Annotated in this window: 16 protein-coding genes; 11 read left to right on the forward strand and 5 right to left on the reverse strand. The window is 71.1% G+C overall.

The genetic code is table 11. The features are described 5' to 3' along the window. Positions 1 to 22 precede the first annotated feature (22 nt). Together ACWIF2_RS22165 and ACWIF2_RS22170 are read right to left on the reverse strand one after the other, a co-directional pair. Entirely contained in the window at positions 23 to 2065 is a 2043-nt protein-coding gene (locus ACWIF2_RS22165; protein WP_454362354.1) for a glycoside hydrolase family 31 protein, read from the reverse strand. 71 nt (positions 2066 to 2136) lie between these two features. Beyond that, complete coding sequence (locus tag ACWIF2_RS22170) at positions 2137 to 3150, reverse strand: LacI family DNA-binding transcriptional regulator (RefSeq protein ID WP_454362385.1); 1014 nt, start codon at positions 3148 to 3150, stop codon at positions 2137 to 2139. Between the two features lie 336 nt (positions 3151 to 3486). On the opposite strand from ACWIF2_RS22170, the gene ACWIF2_RS22175 reads away from it, so the two are divergent. From ACWIF2_RS22175 to ACWIF2_RS22205, 7 genes are all read left to right on the forward strand, one after another. Next, positions 3487 to 5424: an acyl-CoA dehydrogenase family protein gene (locus tag ACWIF2_RS22175; protein ID WP_454362355.1), complete on the forward strand. Its 1938-nt coding sequence runs from the start codon at positions 3487 to 3489 to the stop codon at positions 5422 to 5424. A 97-nt stretch (positions 5425 to 5521) separates the two neighbouring features. After that, a complete protein-coding gene (gene dxr / locus ACWIF2_RS22180; RefSeq protein WP_454362356.1) occupies positions 5522 to 6778 on the forward strand; it encodes a 1-deoxy-D-xylulose-5-phosphate reductoisomerase in 1257 nt (418 codons plus the stop codon). An 8-nt stretch (positions 6779 to 6786) separates the two neighbouring features. Continuing rightward, positions 6787 to 8079: a M50 family metallopeptidase gene (locus ACWIF2_RS22185; RefSeq protein ID WP_454362386.1), complete on the forward strand. Its 1293-nt coding sequence runs from the start codon at positions 6787 to 6789 to the stop codon at positions 8077 to 8079. Positions 8080 to 8247: 168 nt separating this feature from the next. Continuing rightward, complete coding sequence (ispG, locus tag ACWIF2_RS22190; RefSeq protein ID WP_454362357.1) at positions 8248 to 9405, forward strand: flavodoxin-dependent (E)-4-hydroxy-3-methylbut-2-enyl-diphosphate synthase; 1158 nt, start codon at positions 8248 to 8250, stop codon at positions 9403 to 9405. Between the two features lie 204 nt (positions 9406 to 9609). After that, positions 9610 to 10458 carry a GNAT family N-acetyltransferase gene (locus ACWIF2_RS22195; RefSeq protein ID WP_454362358.1) on the forward strand — a complete coding sequence of 283 codons (849 nt, stop codon included), beginning with the start codon at positions 9610 to 9612 and terminating at the stop codon, positions 10456 to 10458. A gap of 93 nt (positions 10459 to 10551) precedes the next feature. Beyond that, entirely contained in the window at positions 10552 to 11082 is a 531-nt protein-coding gene (locus ACWIF2_RS22200) for a GNAT family N-acetyltransferase (protein ID WP_454362359.1), read from the forward strand. Positions 11083 to 11154: 72 nt separating this feature from the next. Beyond that, on the forward strand, positions 11155 to 12855 hold the full coding sequence (locus tag ACWIF2_RS22205) for a proline--tRNA ligase (RefSeq protein WP_454362360.1): 1701 nt from the start codon (positions 11155 to 11157) through the stop codon (positions 12853 to 12855). Between the two features lie 61 nt (positions 12856 to 12916). Here the strand turns inward: ACWIF2_RS22205 and ACWIF2_RS22210 are convergent, their stop codons facing one another. From ACWIF2_RS22210 to ACWIF2_RS22220, 3 genes are read right to left on the reverse strand one after another with little or no spacing between them, the layout of a single operon-like run. Then, entirely contained in the window at positions 12917 to 13816 is a 900-nt protein-coding gene (locus tag ACWIF2_RS22210; RefSeq protein WP_454362361.1) for an aminoglycoside phosphotransferase family protein, read from the reverse strand. A 47-nt stretch (positions 13817 to 13863) separates the two neighbouring features. After that, complete coding sequence (locus ACWIF2_RS22215) at positions 13864 to 14328, reverse strand: ferritin-like domain-containing protein (RefSeq protein WP_382496751.1); 465 nt, start codon at positions 14326 to 14328, stop codon at positions 13864 to 13866. Beyond that, positions 14325 to 14864 (reverse strand): hypothetical protein, encoded by a 540-nt coding sequence (locus tag ACWIF2_RS22220; protein WP_454362362.1) that lies wholly within the window; start codon positions 14862 to 14864, stop codon positions 14325 to 14327. Before ACWIF2_RS22220 ends, ACWIF2_RS22215 begins: the two co-directional genes overlap by 4 nt. Before the next feature lie 206 nt (positions 14865 to 15070). Between ACWIF2_RS22220 and rimP the strand changes: the two genes are divergently transcribed. From rimP to infB, 4 genes are all read left to right on the forward strand, one after another. Then, positions 15071 to 15571, forward strand: coding sequence for a ribosome maturation factor RimP (gene rimP, locus ACWIF2_RS22225; protein WP_454362363.1), 501 nt, complete (start codon positions 15071 to 15073; stop codon positions 15569 to 15571). Positions 15572 to 15573: 2 nt separating this feature from the next. Then, positions 15574 to 16572 (forward strand): transcription termination factor NusA, encoded by a 999-nt coding sequence (gene nusA / locus ACWIF2_RS22230; RefSeq protein ID WP_454362364.1) that lies wholly within the window; start codon positions 15574 to 15576, stop codon positions 16570 to 16572. A 115-nt stretch (positions 16573 to 16687) separates the two neighbouring features. Continuing rightward, positions 16688 to 16984, forward strand: coding sequence for a YlxR family protein (locus ACWIF2_RS22235; RefSeq protein WP_454362365.1), 297 nt, complete (start codon positions 16688 to 16690; stop codon positions 16982 to 16984). Between the two features lie 146 nt (positions 16985 to 17130). Continuing rightward, the gene (gene infB / locus ACWIF2_RS22240; protein WP_454362366.1) at positions 17131 to 20136 is read left to right on the forward strand and encodes a translation initiation factor IF-2; all 3006 of its coding nucleotides are present in this window, start codon (positions 17131 to 17133) and stop codon (positions 20134 to 20136) included. Positions 20137 to 20211 lie beyond the last annotated feature (75 nt).

The raw sequence follows: 20211 nt of genomic DNA on the forward strand, positions 1-20211 counted from the left end.
GCCCCGGCCTCCACCACGACGGCTACTCCGCTACCGGCAGCCGTGCCCCGTCCCGCAGAAAGAGCGGGATGCGGTCCAGCGGGGCGTCGACCGTCACGGCCCGGCCGCCCTCGTACGTCTCACCCGTCCACGCGTCCGTCCAGACGGCCCCCGCCGGCAGATACGCGGTACGGGCGGTCGCTCCGGCGGTCAGCACCGGCGCGACCAGCAGGTCCGGGCCGAAGAGGTAGGAGTCGTCCACCGACCAGGTGGCCTGGTCGTCGGGGAACTCCAGGAACAGCGGCCGCATCACCGGCAGCCCCTCCTCGTGGGCCGCGCGCATCACGTCCAGCACATACGGCTTCAGGCGCTCACGCAGCCGCAGGTACTTCTCCAGGACGGCTCCGGCCTCCTCGCCGTACGACCACACCTCGTTCGGGCCGCCCGTCATCTCCGGGCCCAGCGGCATGCCCGGGTCGCGGAAGCCGTGCAGCCGCATCAGCGGGGACAGCGCGCCGAACTGGAACCAGCGCACCATCACCTCCCGGTACGCCGGGTCGTCCGGGTCGCCCCCGTGGAAGCCGCCGATGTCGGTGTTCCACCACGGGATGCCCGACAGGGCCGTGTTGAGGCCGGCCGCGATCTGGCGGCGCAGGGTCGGGAAGTCGGTGCCGATGTCACCCGACCACAGCGCGGCGCCGTAGCGCTGACTGCCCGCCCAGGCCGAGCGGTTGAGGGTGACGATCTCCTCCTCGCCGGTCGCGAGCAGGCCCTCGTAGAAGGTGCGGGCGTTCTCGGCCGGGTAGGCGTTGCCGACCTCCAGGCCGGGGCCCGCCCAGTAGCGCAGGTTCTCCTGGAAGCCCGGCTTCAGCTCCGGCTCGCAGGCGTCCAGCCAGAACGCCGTGATGCCGTACGTGTCGAGGTAGTTCTCCTTCACCTTCGACCACACGAACTCCCGGGCGTCCGGGTTGGTGGCGTCGTAGAAGGCCACCTGGACCGTGGACGCCACCTCCTTGTCGGGCCAGTCGGCGTGCGCCATCGGGCCGTACTGGGTGCCGATGAAGTAGCCGCGCTGCTCCATGACCGGGTGGTTCTCGCTCAGCGGCGACACCGAGGGCCAGACGCTCACCACGAGTTTGATGCCGAGCTCGTCCAGCTCGCGCACCATCGCCCCCGGGTCGGGCCACTCCTTCGGGTCGAACTTCCAGTCGCCGAGGTGCGTCCAGTGGAAGAAGTCGCAGACGATCGCGGAGAGGGGCAGACCGCGCCGCTTGTACTCCCTCGCCACCGCCATGAGTTCGTCCTGGGTGCGGTAGCGCAGCTTGCACTGCCAGAAGCCCGCCGCCCACTCCGGCAGCATCGGCGTCCGGCCGGTCACCGCGCTGTAGCGGCTCTGGGCGCCGGACGGGTCGCCCGCCGTGATCCAGTAGTCGATCTGCCGGGCCGAGTCGGCGACCCACCGGGTGCCGTTGTGCGCCAGCTCCACACGGCCGATCGCCGGGTTGTTCCACAGCAGCGTGTAGCCCCGGCTGGAGGTGAGCACCGGGATGCCGACCTCGGCGTTGCGCTGGACCAGGTCCAGCACCAGGCCCTTCTGGTCGAGCCGTCCGTGCTGGTGCTGGCCGAGGCCGAACAGCTTCTCGTCGTCGTAGGCGGCGAAGCGCTGCTCCAGACGGTGGTGGCCGTTGCCCACGGCCGTGTAGAGGCGGGAGCCGGGCCACCAGAAGTGGGCGCGGTCCTCGGCGAGCAGCTCGGCGGAGTCCTCCGTCCGCAGGAAGCGGACCAGGCCCTCGGCGTTCACCTCGACGGTGAGCGCGCCGACGGTCAGCTGTCCCCGGCCGTCCTCGATCTTCACCGTGGAGGGCGTCGCGGGGGCCTCGTCGAGCAGGGCGCCCGGGAGCCCCTCGAGGACCGGGCCGCCCAGCCGGGCACGCACCCGGACCGCGTCCGGACCCCACGGCTCGATCCGTACGGTCTCCTGGCGGCCGCTCCACTCCAGCGCGCCGTCCCGCTCGCGGAACGTGCCGACGGTGGGGGAGGACTGCGCCAGACTCACCTGGGGCTGGGTTTCAGCAGGCTGATTCACGTGGCGGGCTCCTGTGCGGAAGCAGACATGGGGGTGCCCTGGAAGGGGCGCTGTTCAATGGCGGGGAGTGACTACGGCCGGGCCGGCGCCGGCCCCGTGCTCGTCCGTACCGTCAGCTCGGGCGCGATCAGCACGACCTCGTCGCTGCCGTGTCCCTCGAGCTTGGCGACCAGGTGTTCCACAGCGTGCCGGCCCATCTCCTGGGCGGGGATGGCGACCGAGGTGAGCCGCACGGAGGCCTGTGTCGCGACCTGGTCGGGGCAGATCGCGACCACCGACACGTCCTCCGGCACGGCCCGGCCCTGCTGCCGCAGCAGGGCGAGCAGCGGCTCGACCGCCGACTCGTTCTGCACGATGATCCCGGAGGTGTCCGGGCGCTCGTCGAGGATCCGGGCGAGGGTCACGGCCATCGCGTCGTAGCCGCCCTCGCACGGCCGGTGCAGCAGCCGCACACCCAGCTCCCGGGAACGCGACCTGAGCCCGTCGAGGGTGCGTTCGGCGAAGCCCGTGTGCCGCTCGTAGACGGCCGGGGCCTCGCCGATGACGGCGATGTCATGGTGCCCCTGCTTCGCCAGGTGCTCCACACACAGCGCGCCCGTCGCCCTGAAGTCCAGATCGACGCAGGTCAGACCGGAGGTGTCGGCGGGCAGCCCGATGAGCACGGACGGCTGGTCGGTCGCGCGCAGCAACGGCAGCCGTTCGTCGTCGAGCTCGACGTCCATCAGGATCATTCCGTCGGCGAGCCCGCTCCCGGCGACGCGGCGCACCGCGTCGGGGCCCTCCTCACCGGTGAGCAGCAGCACGTCGTACCCGTGTGTGCGGGCCGAGGTCGCCACCGCGATGGCGATCTCCATCATCACGGGCACGTACATGTCCGTGCGCAGCGGGATCATCAGCGCGATGATGTTCGACTTGCTGCTGGCCAGGGCGCGGGCCCCGGCGTTCGGGTGGTACCCGAGCTCGCGGATGCTCCGCTCGACACGCTGCCGGGTGTTGACGGAGATGGACCGCTTGCCGCTGAGGACATAGCTCACCGTGCTCGCCGAGACTCCGGCGTGCTGGGCGACCTCGGCGAGGGTGACCATCCAGCTCTCCAAGCTCTTGTGAAGCGCTTCGACAATGCGCATTGCTGATATGGGTGGGTGAGGGTGGTTCGACAGTAGCTCCAGCAGGGAGTACGTGTCCATAGGTTGTCGAAGCGCTTCGATACCGATTTCCGGGGCGGGTGCGGAGAAGGGGGTCAGTCTCCCGGAAGGCGCTCCGGCGCACCACCGCCCTCAGGTGTGCGGCGGAGCCAGGCCTTCGGCTGAACGGACGCGCGAGGACTGGTGGGAGCGTCCGGTTTCGGGTACCAACGATCCAGTAGCACTGGTCGGTAACGTACAGTCCTCAATTACCCTAGTTGCGGCGAGGTGCCCCTCATGTCCGCTTCCACTCCCTCTTCCCGTCCCGCCGTCACCGAGCGGGAGGCCCGTGAGGTGGCGGAGGCCGCCCGGGAACAGCACTGGCGCAAGCCCAGCTTCGCCAAGGAGCTGTTCCTCGGCCGCTTCCGGCTCGACCTCATCCACCCCCACCCGCTCCCCGGCGACGAGGCGGCCCAGCGCGGCGAGGAGTTCCTCGCCAAGCTCCGCGACTTCGTCGAGACGAAGGTGGACCCGGCCGTCATCGAGCGCGACGCCAGGATCCCCGACGAGGTGATCGACGGCCTGAAGGAGCTCGGCGCCTTCGGCATGAAGATCGACACCAAGTACGGCGGGCTCGGCCTCACCCAGGTGTACTACAACAAGGCCCTCTCCCTGGCCGGCTCCGCCAGCCCCGCGATCGGCGTGCTGCTCTCCGCGCACCAGTCGATCGGCGTGCCGCAGCCCCTGAAGCTGTTCGGCACCCAGGAGCAGCGCGAGCGCTTCCTGCCGCGCTGCGCCCGCACCGACATCAGCGCCTTCCTGCTCACCGAACCCGACGTCGGCTCCGACCCTGCCCGCCTCGCCACCACGGCGATCCCGGACGGCGACGACTATGTCCTCGACGGCGTGAAGCTGTGGACCACCAACGGTGTCGTCGCCGACCTGCTGGTCGTCATGGCCCGGGTGCCGAGGAGCGAGGGCCACCGGGGCGGCATCACCGCCTTCGTCGTGGAGACGAACTCCCCGGGCGTCACCGTGGAGAACCGCAACGCCTTCATGGGCCTGCGCGGCATCGAGAACGGCGTCACCCGCTTCCACCAGGTCCGGGTCCCCGCCGCCAACCGCGTCGGCGAGGAGGGTCAGGGCCTGAAGATCGCCCTGACCACGCTCAACACCGGGCGGCTCTCCCTGCCTGCCTCCTGCGTCGCGGCCGGCAAGTGGTGCCTGAAGATCGCCCGGGAGTGGTCGGCGGTCCGCGAGCAGTGGGGCAAGCCCGTCGCGCACCACGAGGCGGTCGGCTCCAAGATCTCCTTCATCGCGGCCACCACGTTCGCCCTGGAGGCCGTGACGGACCTGGCCTCGCAGATGGCCGACGAGGACCGCAACGACATCCGCATCGAAGGCGCCCTCGCCAAGCTGTACGCCTCCGAGATGGCCTGGACGATGGCCGACGAACTCGTCCAGATCCGCGGCGGACGCGGCTTCGAGACGGCCGAGTCCCTCCGGGCCCGCGGCGAGCGCGGCGTCCCCGCCGAACAGCTCCTGCGCGACCTGCGCATCAACCGCATCTTCGAGGGCTCCACGGAGATCATGCACCTGCTGATCGCCCGCGAGGCCGTGGACGCCCACCTCTCGGTCGCCGGCGACCTCATCGACCCGGAGAAGTCCCTGGGCGACAAGGCGAAGGCGGGCGCGAACGCGGGCGCCTTCTACGCCAAGTGGCTCCCCAAGCTCGTCGCGGGCCCGGGCCAGCTCCCCATGTCCTACGGCGACTTCAAACACGGCGTGGACCTCTCCCAGCACCTGCGCTACGTCGAGCGCACCTCCCGCAAACTCGCCCGTTCCACCTTCTACGCCATGTCCCGCTGGCAGGGCCGGATGGAGTCCAAGCAGGGCTTCCTCGGCCGGATCGTCGACATCGGCGCCGAACTGTTCGCCATGAGCGCGGCCTGCGTACGCGCCGAACTCCTGCGCAGCCAGGGCGACCACGGCCGTGAGGCCTACCAGCTCGCCGACGTCTTCTGCCGCCAGGCCCGCATCCGGATCGAAGAGCTCTTCAACCGCCTGTGGACCAACACCGACGACCTCGACCGCAAGGTCGTCAAGGGCGTCCTCTCCGGCACCTACGAATGGCTGGAGCAGGGCATCGTCGACCCGTCGGGCGACGGCCCCTGGATCGCGGACGCGACCCCGGGAGCCTCCCAGCGGGAGAACCTCCACCGGCCGATCCGGTAAACCCGGCCCTCCCCGGGGGCGCGAGCTGTCGTGGCGCGCGCCCCTGGGAAGGGGATGCGCTGTCCTCACCCACCACCCTTACGGCAACAATGGAGGAATGAGCGACAGTCCAGCCCTCCTCGCCGACCCGCACCTCGTCTACGACCCTGTCGCGGGCGACGGCCCGAAGGACGTGGTGATCCTCGGCTCCACCGGGTCCATCGGCACCCAGGCCATCGACCTCGTGCTGCGCAACCCCGACCGCTTCCGGGTCACCGGCCTGTCCGCCAACGGCGGCCGCGTCGCCCTTCTGGCCGAGCAGGCGTACCGGCTGCGGGTGCCCACGGTCGCGGTCGCGCGCGAGGACGTCGTACCGGCCCTGCGCGAGGCGCTCTCCGCGCAGTACGGCACGGGCGAGCCGCTCCCCGAGATCCTCGCAGGCCCGGACGCGGCCACGCGCCTGGCGGCATCCGACTGCCACACCGTCCTGAACGGCATCACCGGCTCCATCGGCCTCGCCCCGACCCTGGCCGCCCTGGAGGCGGGCCGCACCCTCGCGCTCGCCAACAAGGAGTCGCTCATCGTGGGCGGCCCGCTGGTCAAGGCCCTCGCCAAGCCCGGCCAGATCATCCCGGTCGACTCCGAGCACGCGGCGCTCTTCCAGGCCCTGGCCGCCGGCACCCGCGCCGACGTCCGCAAGCTGGTGGTCACCGCCTCCGGCGGCCCCTTCCGAGGCCGTACGAAGCAGGAGCTGGCGAACGTCACCGTCGAGGACGCCCTCGCCCACCCCACCTGGGCGATGGGCCCGGTCATCACGATCAACTCCGCGACCCTCGTCAACAAGGGCCTGGAGGTCATCGAGGCACACCTCCTCTACGACATTCCCTTCGACCGCATTGAGGTCGTCGTGCATCCGCAGTCGTATGTCCACTCGATGGTTGAGTTCACGGATGGATCGACACTGGCCCAGGCGACCCCGCCCGACATGCGGGGGCCCATCGCCATCGGCATCGGCTGGCCCGAGCGCGTCCCCGACGCCGCCCCCACCTTCGACTGGAGCAAGGCCTCGACCTGGGAGTTCTTCCCGCTCGACAACGAGGCCTTCCCCTCGGTGAACCTCGCCCGGCACGTCGGCGAGCTCGCGGGCACCGCCCCCGCGGTGTTCAATGCGGCCAACGAGGAGTGCGTGGAGGCGTTCCGCCAGGGCGCGCTGCCCTTCAACGGCATCATGGAGACCGTCACCCGGGTCGTCGAGGAGCACGGCACCCCGCGTACGGGAACCTCACTCACCGTGTCGGACGTCCTCGAAGCGGAGACCTGGGCGCGGACCCGGGCCCGGGAACTGGCGGCACAGACGGCGGAGGCCCGTGCATGACGACCCTGATGTTCATCCTCGGCATAGTCCTGTTCGTGGTCGGCCTGCTGTTCTCGATCGCGTGGCACGAGCTGGGGCACCTGTCGACCGCCAAGCTGTTCGGCATCCGCGTGCCGCAGTACATGGTCGGCTTCGGCCCGACCATCTGGTCCCGCAAGAAGGGCGAGACCGAGTACGGGATCAAGGCCATCCCGTTCGGCGGCTACATCCGCATGATCGGCATGTTCCCGCCCGGCCCCGACGGCAGGCTGACGGCACGCTCCACCTCCCCCTGGCGCGGCATGATCGAGGACGCCCGCACCGCCGCCTACGAGGAGCTCGGGCCGGGCGACGAGAACCGCCTGTTCTACACGCGCAAGCCCTGGAAGCGCGTGATCGTGATGTTCGCGGGCCCCTTCATGAACCTGGTCCTCGCGGTGGCGCTGTTCCTCGCCATCCTGATGGGCTTCGGCATCACCCAGCAGACGAACACCGTCAGCTCCGTCTCCCAGTGCGTCATCGCCCAGAGCGAGAACCGCGACAAGTGCGAGAAGGGCGACCCGGCCAGCCCGGCCGCCGCCGCCGGCCTGAAGGCGGGCGACAAGATCGTCTCCTTCAACGGCGTGCGCACCGACGACTGGAACAAGCTCTCCGACCTCATCCGCGCCACCCCCGGCCAGGAAGTGCCGATCGTCGTCGACCGCAAGGGCCAGGACGTCACCCTCCAGGCGAAGATCGCCACCAACCAGGTCGCCAAGAAGGACTCGAGCGGGCAGATCGTCGAGGGCCAGTACGTCCAGGCCGGCTTCCTCGGCTTCAGCGCGGCCACCGGCGTGGTCAAGCAGGACTTCGGCGAGTCCGTGAGCTGGATGGGGGACCGGATCGGCGACGCCGTCGACTCCCTCGCCGCCCTCCCCGGCAAGATCCCGGCGCTGTGGAACGCGGCCTTCGACGGCGCGCCCCGTGAGGCCGACTCCCCGATGGGCGTGGTCGGCGCGGCCCGTGTCGGCGGCGAGATCTTCACGCTGGACATCCCGCCCACCCAGCAACTGGCCATGGCCCTCATGCTGGTCGCCGGCTTCAACCTCTCCCTGTTCCTGTTCAACATGCTCCCGCTGCTGCCGCTCGACGGCGGCCATGTCGCGGGCGCGCTGTGGGAGTCGCTGCGCCGCAACACCGCCAAGGTGCTGCGCCGGCCGGACCCGGGCCCCTTCGACGTGGCGAAGCTCATGCCGGTCGCCTACGTGGTCGCGGGGATCTTCATCTGCTTCACGATCCTCGTCCTGATCGCGGACGTCGTTAACCCGGTGAGAATCTCCTAGTCATACGCGGTTCGAGGCGGCCCGGCATGCTTTGTGCCGGGCCGCCTCCCATTGAGTGGCTGTGCGGGCGGGATGTGCCCGCGCCGAGGCATGTGCCGTAATCTCGAAGCTCGGAGCCCGCTGCTCACGGGACCGGACCTTGATCCACGACTTGGGGTTGCACAGCAGATGACTGCGATTTCTCTCGGCATGCCGTCCGTACCGACCAGGCTCGCCGAGCGCCGGAAGAGCCGCCAGATCCAGGTCGGCACCGTGGCGGTCGGCGGAGACGCCCCCGTCTCGGTGCAGTCGATGACCACGACGCGTACGTCCGACATCGGCTCCACCCTCCAGCAGATCGCCGAGCTGACCGCCTCCGGCTGTCAGATCGTCCGCGTCGCCTGCCCGACCCAGGACGACGCCGACGCCCTGGCGACCATCGCGCGCAAGTCGCAGATCCCGGTCATCGCCGACATCCACTTCCAGCCGAAGTACGTCTTCGCCGCGATCGAGGCCGGCTGCGCCGCCGTCCGCGTGAACCCGGGCAACATCAAGCAGTTCGACGACAAGGTCAAGGAGATCGCGCGGGCCGCCAAGGACCACGGCACCCCGATCCGGATCGGCGTCAACGCGGGCTCGCTGGACCGCCGTCTGCTGCAGAAGTACGGCAAGGCGACCCCCGAGGCGCTGGCCGAGTCCGCCCTGTGGGAGGCCTCCCTCTTCGAGGAGCACGACTTCCGCGACATCAAGATCTCGGTCAAGCACAACGATCCGGTCGTGATGGTCGAGGCGTACCGCCAGCTGGCGGCCCAGTGCGACTACCCGCTGCACCTCGGCGTGACGGAGGCCGGCCCGGCCTTCCAGGGCACGATCAAGTCGGCCGTCGCCTTCGGCGCGCTGCTCTCCCAGGGCATCGGCGACACGATCCGCGTCTCCCTGTCGGCCCCGCCGGTCGAGGAGGTCAAGGTCGGCAACCAGATCCTGGAGTCCCTGAACCTCAAGCAGCGCGGCCTGGAGATCGTCTCCTGCCCGTCCTGCGGCCGCGCCCAGGTCGACGTCTACAAGCTGGCCGAAGAGGTCACGGCAGGCCTGACCGGCATGGAGGTCCCCCTCCGCGTCGCCGTCATGGGCTGCGTCGTCAACGGCCCCGGCGAGGCCCGCGAGGCCGACCTCGGCGTCGCCTCCGGCAACGGCAAGGGCCAGATCTTCGTCAAGGGCGAGGTCATCAAGACCGTCCCCGAGTCCAAGATCGTCGAGACCCTCATCGAAGAGGCGATGAAGATCGCCGAGCAGATGGAGGCGGACGGCGTGACCTCGGGCGAACCGTCGGTGGCGGTAGCGGGCTAACTTTTGACGCCGGTTGGGCCCGCGCCCTGTCCGTTGGGGGCGCGGGGCTGTTGTCGATATGCGGCTCCGCCACGTGGGCGCGACCAGCCACAGACAACCCGCAGCCGCCTGCCGACGAGAAGCCCCGAGCTCCAAGGCGCCCCGCCCAAGCAGCGCAGCTATAGTGCGGAGACCAAACGACCCCAGTGTGTGAGGGCCCCGCACTTGTTGACGCAGACCACCTCACGGGTCCTCGAACCGAGCGACCTGGACGCCGCGCTCGCCGTGCTCGACCGCGAGCCCGTCGCGAACGCCTTCGTGACGTCCAGGGTGCGGATCGCCGGCCTCGACCCCTGGCGGCTCGGCGGCGAGATGTGGGGCTGGTACGAGGACGGCATGCTGACGTCCCTGTGCTACGCGGGCGCCAACCTCGTCCCGATCTGCGCCGGCCCCCGCGCCGTCCGCGCCTTCGCCGACCGCGCCCGCCGGGCCGGCCGCCGCTGCTCCTCCATCGTCGGCCCCGCCGGGTCCACCGCCGACCTGTGGCGGCTGCTGGAACCCCAGTGGGGCCCGGCCCGCGACGTCCGCCGCCGGCAGCCGCTCATGGTCACCGACAGCCTGCCCACCGGCATCGCCCCGGACCCCTACGTCCGCCGCGTCCGCAAGGACGAGATGGAAACGCTCATGCCGGCGTGTGTGGCGATGTTCACCGAGGAGGTCGGGATCTCCCCGCTCGCCGGCGACGGGGGCCTCCTCTACCAGGCGCGGGTCGCCGAACTCGTCGGCTCCGGCCGCGCGTTCGCCCGCTTCGACGCGGACGGCAAGGTCGTCTTCAAGGCGGAGATCGGCGCCGCGACGGACCGCGCCTGTCAGATCCAGGGCGTGTGGGTCGCCCCCGAGTACCGGGGCACGGGCCTGGCCGCCCCCGGCATGGCAGCCGTGCTGCGCTACGCCCTGGCCGACGTCGCCCCGGTGGTCAGCCTCTACGTGAACGACTTCAACACGGCGGCCAGAAGGACGTATCAGCGAGTGGGCTTCCAAGAAGTGGGAGCCTTCATGAGTGTGCTGTTCTGAAGCGCCCCAAAAGGGGCGCGGGGAACTGCGCGACCAGCCACATCCAAGCCGCCACCCGGCAATGAACGGGAACCCCCCTGTAGGCTCCCCGCCATGGACCTGGTGATCGGCCCACTCGACCTCTCCGCCCACGTAGACGAGGCTCTGGCCATCCAAGCCGTGGCCTTCGGCCTAGGCCCGGACGAGGTAGCCGTCCGCCGCCAGATCGTCCTCCGCCACATGACCTACCCGGGCGCCCGCGCCCTCGGCGCGAAAGCAGACGGCAACCTCGTCGGTTTCGTCTACGGCATGCCCAACGACCGCACCCACTGGTGGTCCACCGTCGTGGAGCCCTACCTCAGAGCCAACCACCACGACCACTGGCTCGACGACTCCTTCGTGATCACCGAACTGCACGTCCACCCCGCCCACCAGAGCCGCGGCATCGGACGCACCCTGATCACCACCATCACCGACGGCGCCGCCGAACCCCGCTCGATCCTCTCCGCGATCGACACCGAGAGCCCCGCCCGCGCCCTCTACCGCTCCCTCGGCTACCAGGACCTCGCCCGCCAGGTCCTCTTCCCCAGCGCCCCCAAGCCGTACGCCGTGATGGGCGCCCCGCTCCCGCTGCTGCGCCCCTAACCGATTTCCACCGCCCCGTACCCCCCGGATAACCTCCTGCCATCACCCACACGCAGCAGGAGCAGAGGAACCATGGCGAACGTACCGGTCCAGCGCATGTCCCAGTTGATGGCGAAGACGTTGCGCGACGACCCGGCGGACGCCGAGGTCCTCAGCCACAAGCTCCTCGTCCGCGCCGGGTACGTGCGCCGTACCGCCGCCGGCATCTGGAGCTGGCTGCCGCTCGGCAAGCGGGTCCTGTCCAACGTGGAGCGCATCGTCCGCGAGGAGATGGACGCGATCGGCGCCCAGGAGGTGCTGCTCCCCGCCATCCTGCCGCGTGAGCCGTACGACGCCACCGGCCGCTGGGACGAGTACGGCCCCGAGCTGTTCCGTCTCCAGGACCGCCGGGGCGGCGACTACCTCCTCGGCCCCACCCACGAGGAGATCTTCACCCTGCTGGTGAAGGACCAGGCGTCCTCCTACAAGGACCTGCCGGTGATCCTCTACCAGATCCAGAACAAGTACCGCGACGAGGCCCGCCCCCGCGCCGGCATCCTGCGCGGCCGCGAGTTCCTGATGAAGGACTCCTACTCCTTCGACACCGAGGACGAGGGCCTCGCCCGGTCCTACGCGCTGCACCGCGAGGCCTACCAGAAGATCTTCGCGCGCCTCGGCCTCGACTACCGCATCTGCGCCGCCACCGCCGGCGCCATGGGCGGCTCCAAGTCCGAGGAGTTCCTCGCCCCGGCCGAGGCCGGCGAGGACACCTTCGCCGACTGCCCGAACTGCGACTTCGCCGCCAACACCGAGGCGATCTCGTACGAGTTGAAGCCCGTCGACGCCTCGGACCTCCCGGCCGCCGAGGACATCCCGACCCCCGACACCCCCACCATCGAGACCCTCGCCGCCTCCCTCGGCGTCCCGGCCTCCGCCACGCTGAAGAACCTCCTGGTCAAGGTCGACGGCGAGATCGTCGCCGTCGGCGTCCCCGGAGACCGCGAGGTCGACATGGACAAGGTCGAGGCGCACTTCGCCCCGGCCGCCGTCGAGCTGGTCACCGAGACGGACTTCGCGACCCGCCCCGACCTGGTCCGCGGCTACGTCGGACCGCAGGGCCTGGAGAAGGTCACCTACATCGCCGACCCGCGCGTGGCACCCGGCACGGCCTGGATCACCGGCGCCAACAAGGCCGGCACGCACACGAAGAACGTCGTCGCGGGCCGCGACTTCGAGGTCGGCGAATACGTCGACGTCGTGGTCGTGCAGGAGGGCGACCCCTGCCCGAAGTGCGGCACCGGCCTCGTCCTCGACCGCGCCATCGAGATCGGCCACATCTTCCAGCTGGGCCGCAAGTACACCGACGCCCTCAAGCTCGACGTCCTCGGCCAGAACGGCAAGCCGGTCCGCGTCACCATGGGCTCCTACGGCGTCGGTGTCTCCCGCGCGGTGGCCGCCCTCGCCGAGCAGAGCGCCGACGACAAGGGCCTGTGCTGGCCCCAGGAGGTCGCCCCGGCCGACGTCCACGTGGTCGCCGCCGGCAAGGCACTCCAGACCGAACTGGCCCTCGACATCTCCGGGAAGCTGGCGAAGGCCGGTGTCCGCGTCCTGGTCGACGACCGCGCCGGCGTCTCCCCGGGCGTCAAGTTCACGGACTCCGAGCTGATCGGCGTACCGCAGATCCTGGTGGCCGGCCGGCGCGCGGCCGACGGCGTGGTGGAACTGAAGGACCGCCGCACCGGCGAGCGCGAGGAGCTGACGGTCGAGGAGGCCATCGCCCGGCTCACCGCCTGAGCGACGACCATGCCCTGTGAGCGCCCCGGTCCTTCCGGGCGCTCACAGCCTCCCGGGGCGCTCACAGCCAGCTCGCGAACTCCAGCAGCAGCTCCGCGTCCCGGGGCCGCCCGACCCGCCCCGCCCGTACACCGGACTCCACGGCCCGGAACAGCGTCCACCCGCGCAGCCGCTCCTGCTCCACGTCCAGGGACTCGGCCAGCCGCTTCACCCGGCGCCGGGTCGTGGCCGCCCCGGACGGCTGGGCGATCAGGTCCTCCACCCGGTCGCGCACCAGCCGGGCCAGATCGAAGGCGCACTCGCCGACCACCGGGTCGGGGCCCACGGCCAGCCACGGCATCCGCTCCCCGGCGAGCACCTTGCTCTGCCGGAACGTGCCGTGCAGCAGCCGGTGTTCGGGCGGCGCGGCCACCAGCTCCTGGCGCGCCGCGAGCGCCAGGTCGACGAGCGGGGCCACCTCGGGATCGGCCTGGGCCCGCGCCCGCATCGCCTCGGCCTGCCGCCCGGTCCGCTCCGCCACGGTCTCGAAGGGGAAATCGGCGGGCGGCTCCACCCACAGCCGCCGCAGCGTCCCCGCCGCCTCCAGCAGCGCCTTCGCCTCAGGCAGCGACCGCACTGACACATCGGGATGCAGCCGCTCCAGCAGCAGCGCCCCCTCAGCCGTGAAGGGTTCCACCAGCTGTACGGCACCCAGGCCGCCCCACTGCGCCAGCGCGGCCCGCTCCGCCTCCGGGCGGGCCCGGACCGGCGCCAGCTTGAGCACGGCGGGTGTCCCGTCGGCCGTCCGCACCAGCACGACCAGGCTGCTGCGCCCGCCGGGCACCTGCACTCGCTCCACGGTCAACTCGCGTAGAGCGACGGCACGCTGCGCCGCCTCGGGCAGCTTCTCCAGCCAGTCGTCACCGTCCGGTGCCGTCTCACCGAGCGCCCTGACCAGGCGCTTCGGCGGTTCGAAAACCATGCGCGAGTCGTTCCCTTCGTACTGTCCGCGGTGCGTGCCCTAAGGGGTCACGCCGTGGGCGCGGCCGCGGGCGGAGCCGTGTCCGCCCGCTCTGCGAGCCCAGGGAAGGCTACGCTCTCGCCGCGCCAGCGCACCGCCCGCACCGCGGCCTCCCGCAGCGCATCCGCGGCCAGCACCCGCCGCCCGCCGGCCGCCGCGCGCACCAGGTCGGAGTAGACCCCGGCCACCCGGTCCTCCAGCTCGGCGGCGAGCCGCACCGCGGCCGCGGCGTCCGGCACCGGGAACGGCAGCGCGTACCCGGCGGCCGCTGCCGCGGGCCTGCCGCCCAGGTCCTTCACCTCGCGCGCCAGCGCATCCCTGCGCGCCCGGTGCGCGTCGTACGCCGTCCGTGCCTCGATGCGCTGCCCGTCGCCGATCCGCCCGCCCACGACCCCGTAGCCGTACACCGCCGCGTGTTCGGCGGCCAGCGCCGCCTGGAGGGCCCGCAGCTCCTGGTCCTTCGCGTCGCTCACGCGTCACCCTCCGTCAGCAGATAGACGTGCGCCGCCCCGGCGGCCGCCACCGAGGCCAGCAGCCGCGCCAGCTCGCCCGGCGCACCGACCAGCGCCTTGGCCCGCCGGTCGGCGAGCTCCCGCTCCGCGGCGGCGAGCAGGGCCAGCGCGTCCCGGTCGTTCCCCGGCACAGGAGCGGCCGAAGGGGACGATGACGCGGAGGAGGCAGAAGGGGAGACAGAAGGGAAGGCAGACGCCTTCCGGCCGCCGCCGAACGCCCGCGTGTGCCGTACGACCTCCTCCCGCAGCGGCCGCAGCCACTCCGCGAGCCCCGGGCGGGCCGCGATCACGGCGTCGTACCGCTCGACCAGCTCCTCGCTGTCCCGAGCCGCACGCGCGCGTGCCCTGCGGTCGGCGGCCGACGGGCCGTCGCCCGGGTCACCGGAGTCCTCGTCGCCGGCGGTGCACCCGGCCAGGGCGAGGGCCGTCGGGCCGACGGCGAGCAGACTCCTCCTGCGCGGCCCCGAGCGGGCGCGCGGCGATGGGGAAAACGGCACTTCAGACGTCCTCGGGGGGCTCGTACGAGAAAGAAGCGACTGGCAGGGCTGCACGCCCGTGATCACGGTACCCGGGCCTTCGCCCGGGACCACTCAGCGGCACCGATCGTCACCGGGTGGACGGCAACACTCCCTGCGACCGGATACCCTTTGACCAGACACGCGCCCCATCCCACAACAGCACACGCGGCCGAGGAGTCACCCGGATGAGCACCACCCAGAGCGAGAGGCTGCGAGAACTACTGGAACCGCTCGTCAGCTCTCAGGGCCTGGACCTCGAAGAGATCGAAGTGGACTCCGTCGGGCGCAAGCGTGTGCTGCGCGTGGTCGTCGACTCGGACACGGGCGCCGACCTGGACCAGATCGCCGATGTGAGCCGCGCGCTCTCGGCGAAGCTCGACAAGTCGGACGCGATGGGCGAGGGGGAGTACACCCTCGAGGTCGGCACCCCGGGCGCGGAACGCCTCCTCACGGAACACCGGCACTACGTGCGCGCCACGGACCGCCTGGTGAAGTTCCAGCTGGCCGAGGACGGCGAGCTGGTCGCCCGGATCCTGAAGGTCGACGACGACGGTGTCGACACCGAGATCCCCGGAGTCAAGGGCCGCAAGCCCACCGCACGCAGACTCGCCTTCGAGGACATCGTCCGGGCGCGTGTCCAGGTCGAGTTCAGCCGCAAGGACAACAAGAAGGAAGAGGAGGCGTAGCCGTGGACATCGACATGAGCGCCCTGCGGGGCTTGGTTCGGGAGAAGGAGATCTCCTTCGACCTGCTGGTCGAGGCGATCGAGTCGGCCCTCCTCATCGCCTACCACCGCACCGAGGGAAGCCGCCGTCACGCGCGCGTGGAGCTCAACCGGCAGACCGGCCATGTGACAGTGTGGGCGAAGGAGGACCCCGACGACCTCGAGGAGGGCCAGGAGGCCCGCGAGTTCGACGACACCCCCACGGGCTTCGGCCGTATCGCCGCCACCACGGCCAAGCAGGTCATCCTGCAGCGCCTGCGCGACGCCGAGGACGACGCGACGCTCGGTGAGTACGCCGGCCGCGAGGGCGACATCGTCACCGGCGTCGTCCAGCAGGGCCGCGACCCGAAGAACGTGCTCGTCGACATCGGCAAGCTCGAAGCCATCCTGCCGGTGCAGGAGCAGGTGCCGGGGGAGTCCTACCAGCACGGCTTGCGCCTGCGGTCGTACGTCGTCCGGGTGGCCAAGGGTGTGCGCGGCCCGTCCGTGACGCTGTCCCGTACGCACCCCAATCTGGTGAAGAAGCTGTTCGCCCTGGAGGTGCCGGAGATCGCCGACGGGTCCGTGGAGATCTCCGCGATCGCCCGCGAGGCCGGTCACCGGACGAAGATCGCCGTCCGCTCCACCCGGTCCGGGCTGAACGCCAAGGGCGCCTGCATCGGCCCCATGGGCGGCCGTGTGCGCAATGTGATGGGCGAGCTGAACGGCGAGAAGATCGACATCGTCGACTGGTCGGAGGACCCGGCCGAGATGGTGGCGAACGCGCTGTCCCCGGCCCGGGTCTCCAAGGTGGAGATCGTGGACATGGCGACCCGGTCGGCCCGGGTGACCGTGCCCGACTACCAGCTCTCCCTGGCCATCGGCAAGGAAGGGCAGAACGCCCGGCTCGCCGCCCGGCTGACCGGCTGGCGGATCGACATCCGCCCGGACACGGAACCCGCGGCGAACGGCTCCGGAGAGTAGCTCCGGGGAATAGATCCAAGCCGCGGGTCGTTCAGATCACGACAGGTTCATGCGCGGCAACTGTTCGAATCCTGCCCCAAAGGGGTCAGGCGCGTACGGGGAGGTAGACTTAACAGTGTCTGGCCGGACGCGCGTCCGCGCATGCCCTGAACGCACTTGTGTGGGGTGTCGGGAGCGAGCGGCCAAGGCCGATCTGTTGCGGATCGTGTTGATCGAGGACGCATGCGCCCCTGATCCTCGCGGTACGCTGCCCGGCCGGGGTGCGTACGTACACCCCGCCCAGATCTGTCTCGACCAGGCGGTACGCCGACGGGCGTTCCCGAGGGCACTGCGCGCCCCGGGACCGCTCGACACAAAGGCGTTGCGCCGATACGTCGAGCAGACAACAGTTGCCGACCAGGCAACACGGTAAAGACGTGTCGCACGGAACACCGTGCGGCTTGGTACCTCGCGAGTCGAAAGCAGGTCGAGATTGCGATGAGCACTCGATGAGTACGCGATGAGTACGCCCATGAACTAGCGACGGTCCGGACGTAACCCGGACCTCAAAGGAGCGAAGTGGCTAAGGTCCGGGTCTACGAACTCGCCAAGGAGTTCGGTGTAGAGAGCAAGGTCGTCATGGCCAAGCTCCAGGAACTCGGTGAATTCGTCCGTTCGGCGTCTTCGACGATCGAAGCGCCCGTCGTACGCAAACTGACTGACGCCTTCCAGGGCGGTGGCAACGGCAAGTCCGCCGCGAAGCCCGCAGCCCCCAAGAAGGCGGCCCCCCGTCCCGCCGCGCCCTCTCCGGCGCAGGCGGCACGTCCGGCTGCCCCGAAGCCGCCGGCCGCACCCAAGCCCGCCGCGGCCCAGGAGCCGTCGGCCCCCTCGGCCCCCGCGCCGACCCCGGGTCCGCGCCCGACGCCGGGCCCCAAGCCCGCGCCGCGTCCGGCCCCGGCCGCGCCCGAGTTCACGGCGCCGCCCGCGGCGGCTCCGTCCCCGGCCGCGCCGAAGCCCGGCGGCGGTGGGCGCCCCGGCGCCCCCAAGCCCGGTGGTGGCCGCCCCTCCGGCGGTCCCGGCCAGGGCCAGGGCGGCCAGGGCCGTCCCGGTGGCGAGCGGGGCCCGCGTCCCGGTGCTCCGGCGCCGCGTCAGGGCGGATCCCGTCCGGCCGGTCCGCGTCCGGGCAACAACCCCTTCACGTCCGGTGGCTCCACCGGCATGGCGCGCCCGCAGGCGCCCCGTCCGCAGGGCGGCCGTCCCGGCCCCGGCGGCCCGGGTGGCGGTCCCCGTCCCCAGGCGCCCGGCGCCCAGGGTGGCGGCCCGCGTCCGCAGGCTCCGGGCGGTAACCGTCCGAGCCCCGGCTCGATGCCGCGTCCGCAGGGCGGCGGCCCGCGTCCCGGCGGCGGCTCCGCCGGTCCTCGTCCGAACCCCGGCATGATGCCGCAGCGTCCGGCTGCCGGCCCGCGTCCCGGTGGCGGTGGCCCCGGCGGCCGCGGTCCCGGTGGCGGCGGTCGTCCCGGTGGCGGCGGCGGTTTCGCCGGTCGTCCGGGTGGTCCCGGTGGCGGTGGCGGCGGTTTCGCCGGTCGCCCGGGTGGTCCCGGCGGCGGTGGCCGTCCCGGCTTCGGTGGTCGTCCCGGTGGTCCGGGCGGTCGTGGTGGCACGCAGGGCGCCTTCGGTCGTCCCGGCGGTCCCGCGCGCCGTGGCCGTAAGTCGAAGCGGCAGAGGCGCCAGGAGTACGAGGCCATGCAGGCCCCGTCGGTCGGCGGTGTGATGCTGCCTCGCGGCAACGGCGAGACCGTTCGCCTGTCGCGCGGTGCCTCCCTCACCGACTTCGCGGAGAAGATCAACGCCAACCCGGCGTCGCTCGTCGCGGTCATGATGAACCTCGGCGAGATGGTCACTGCCACGCAGTCCGTCTCCGACGAGACGCTCCAGCTCCTCGCAGGCGAGATGAACTACACGGTTCAGATCGTCAGCCCTGAGGAGGAGGACCGCGAGCTCCTCGAGTCCTTCGACATCGAGTTCGGCGAGGACGAGGGCGACGAGGAGGACCTGATGGTCCGCCCGCCCGTCGTCACCGTCATGGGTCACGTCGACCACGGTAAGACCCGGCTCCTCGACGCCATCCGCAAGACGAACGTCATCGCGGGCGAGGCCGGCGGCATCACCCAGCACATCGGTGCCTACCAGGTCGCGACCGAGGTCAACGAGGAAGAGCGCAAGATCACCTTCATCGACACCCCGGGTCACGAGGCGTTCACCGCCATGCGTGCCCGTGGTGCGAGGTCGACCGACATCGCGATCCTGGTCGTCGCGGCCAACGACGGCGTCATGCCGCAGACGGTCGAGGCGCTCAACCACGCCAAGGCGGCCGAGGTCCCGATCGTCGTCGCGGTCAACAAGATCGACGTCGAGGGTGCCGACCCGACCAAGGTGCGCGGTCAGCTGACCGAGTACGGCCTGGTGGCCGAGGAGTACGGCGGCGACACGATGTTCGTCGACATCTCCGCCAAGCAGGGTCTGCACATCGACTCCCTGCTGGAGGCCGTGGTCCTCACCGCGGACGCCTCGCTCGACCTGCGGGCCAACCCGAACCAGGACGCGCAGGGCATCTCGATCGAGTCCCGCCTCGACCGCGGCCGTGGTGCCGTGTCGACGGTCCTCGTCCAGCGCGGCACCCTGCGGGTCGGCGACACCATGGTGGTCGGCGACGCGTACGGCCGAGTCCGGGCGATGCACGACGACAACGGCAACAGCGTGGCCGAGGCCGGTCCGTCGACGCCGGTGCAGGTCCTGGGCCTCACCAACGTCCCGGGCGCGGGCGACAACTTCCTGGTGGTCGACGAGGACCGTACGGCCCGTCAGATCGCCGAGAAGCGCGCCGCCCGTGAGCGCAACGCCGCGTTCGCCAAGCGCACGCGCCGTGTCTCGCTCGAGGACCTGGACAAGGTGCTCAAGGCCGGCGAGGTCCAGCAGCTGAACCTGATCATCAAGGGTGACGCTTCTGGTTCGGTCGAGGCGCTCGAGTCCTCCCTGCTCCAGCTGGACGTCGGCGAAGAGGTCGACATCCGGGTCCTGCACCGCGGCGTCGGTGCGGTCACGGAGTCCGACATCGACCTGGCCATGGGCTCGGACGCGATCGTCATCGGCTTCAACGTCCGCGCTGCCGGACGTGCCCAGCAGATGGCGGAGCGCGAGGGCGTGGACGTCCGCTACTACTCGGTCATCTACCAGGCGATCGAGGAGATCGAAGCGGCCCTCAAGGGCATGCTCAAGCCGGAGTACGAAGAGGTCGAGCTCGGCACGGCGGAGATCCGCGAGGTCTTCAAGTCGTCCAAGCTGGGCAACATCGCGGGTGTTCTCATCCGCTCCGGCGAGGTCAAGCGGAACACCAAGGCCCGCCTGCTGCGCGATGGCAAGGTCATCGCGGAGAGCCTCAACATCGAGGGCCTGCGTCGCTTCAAGGACGACGTCACCGAGATCCGCGAAGGGTTCGAGGGCGGTATCAACCTCGGCAACTTCAACGACATCAAGGTCGACGACGTCATCGCGACGTACGAGATGCGCGAGAAGCCGCGGGTGTGACCCACGGTTCCCAGACCGGCCGGCGGGGCTTGCCCCGTCGGCCGGCTGGCCGTTGGCACGCTGACCGGGGCGCCG

The sequence above is a fragment of the Streptomyces sp. NPDC055506 genome, assembly GCF_053643595.1.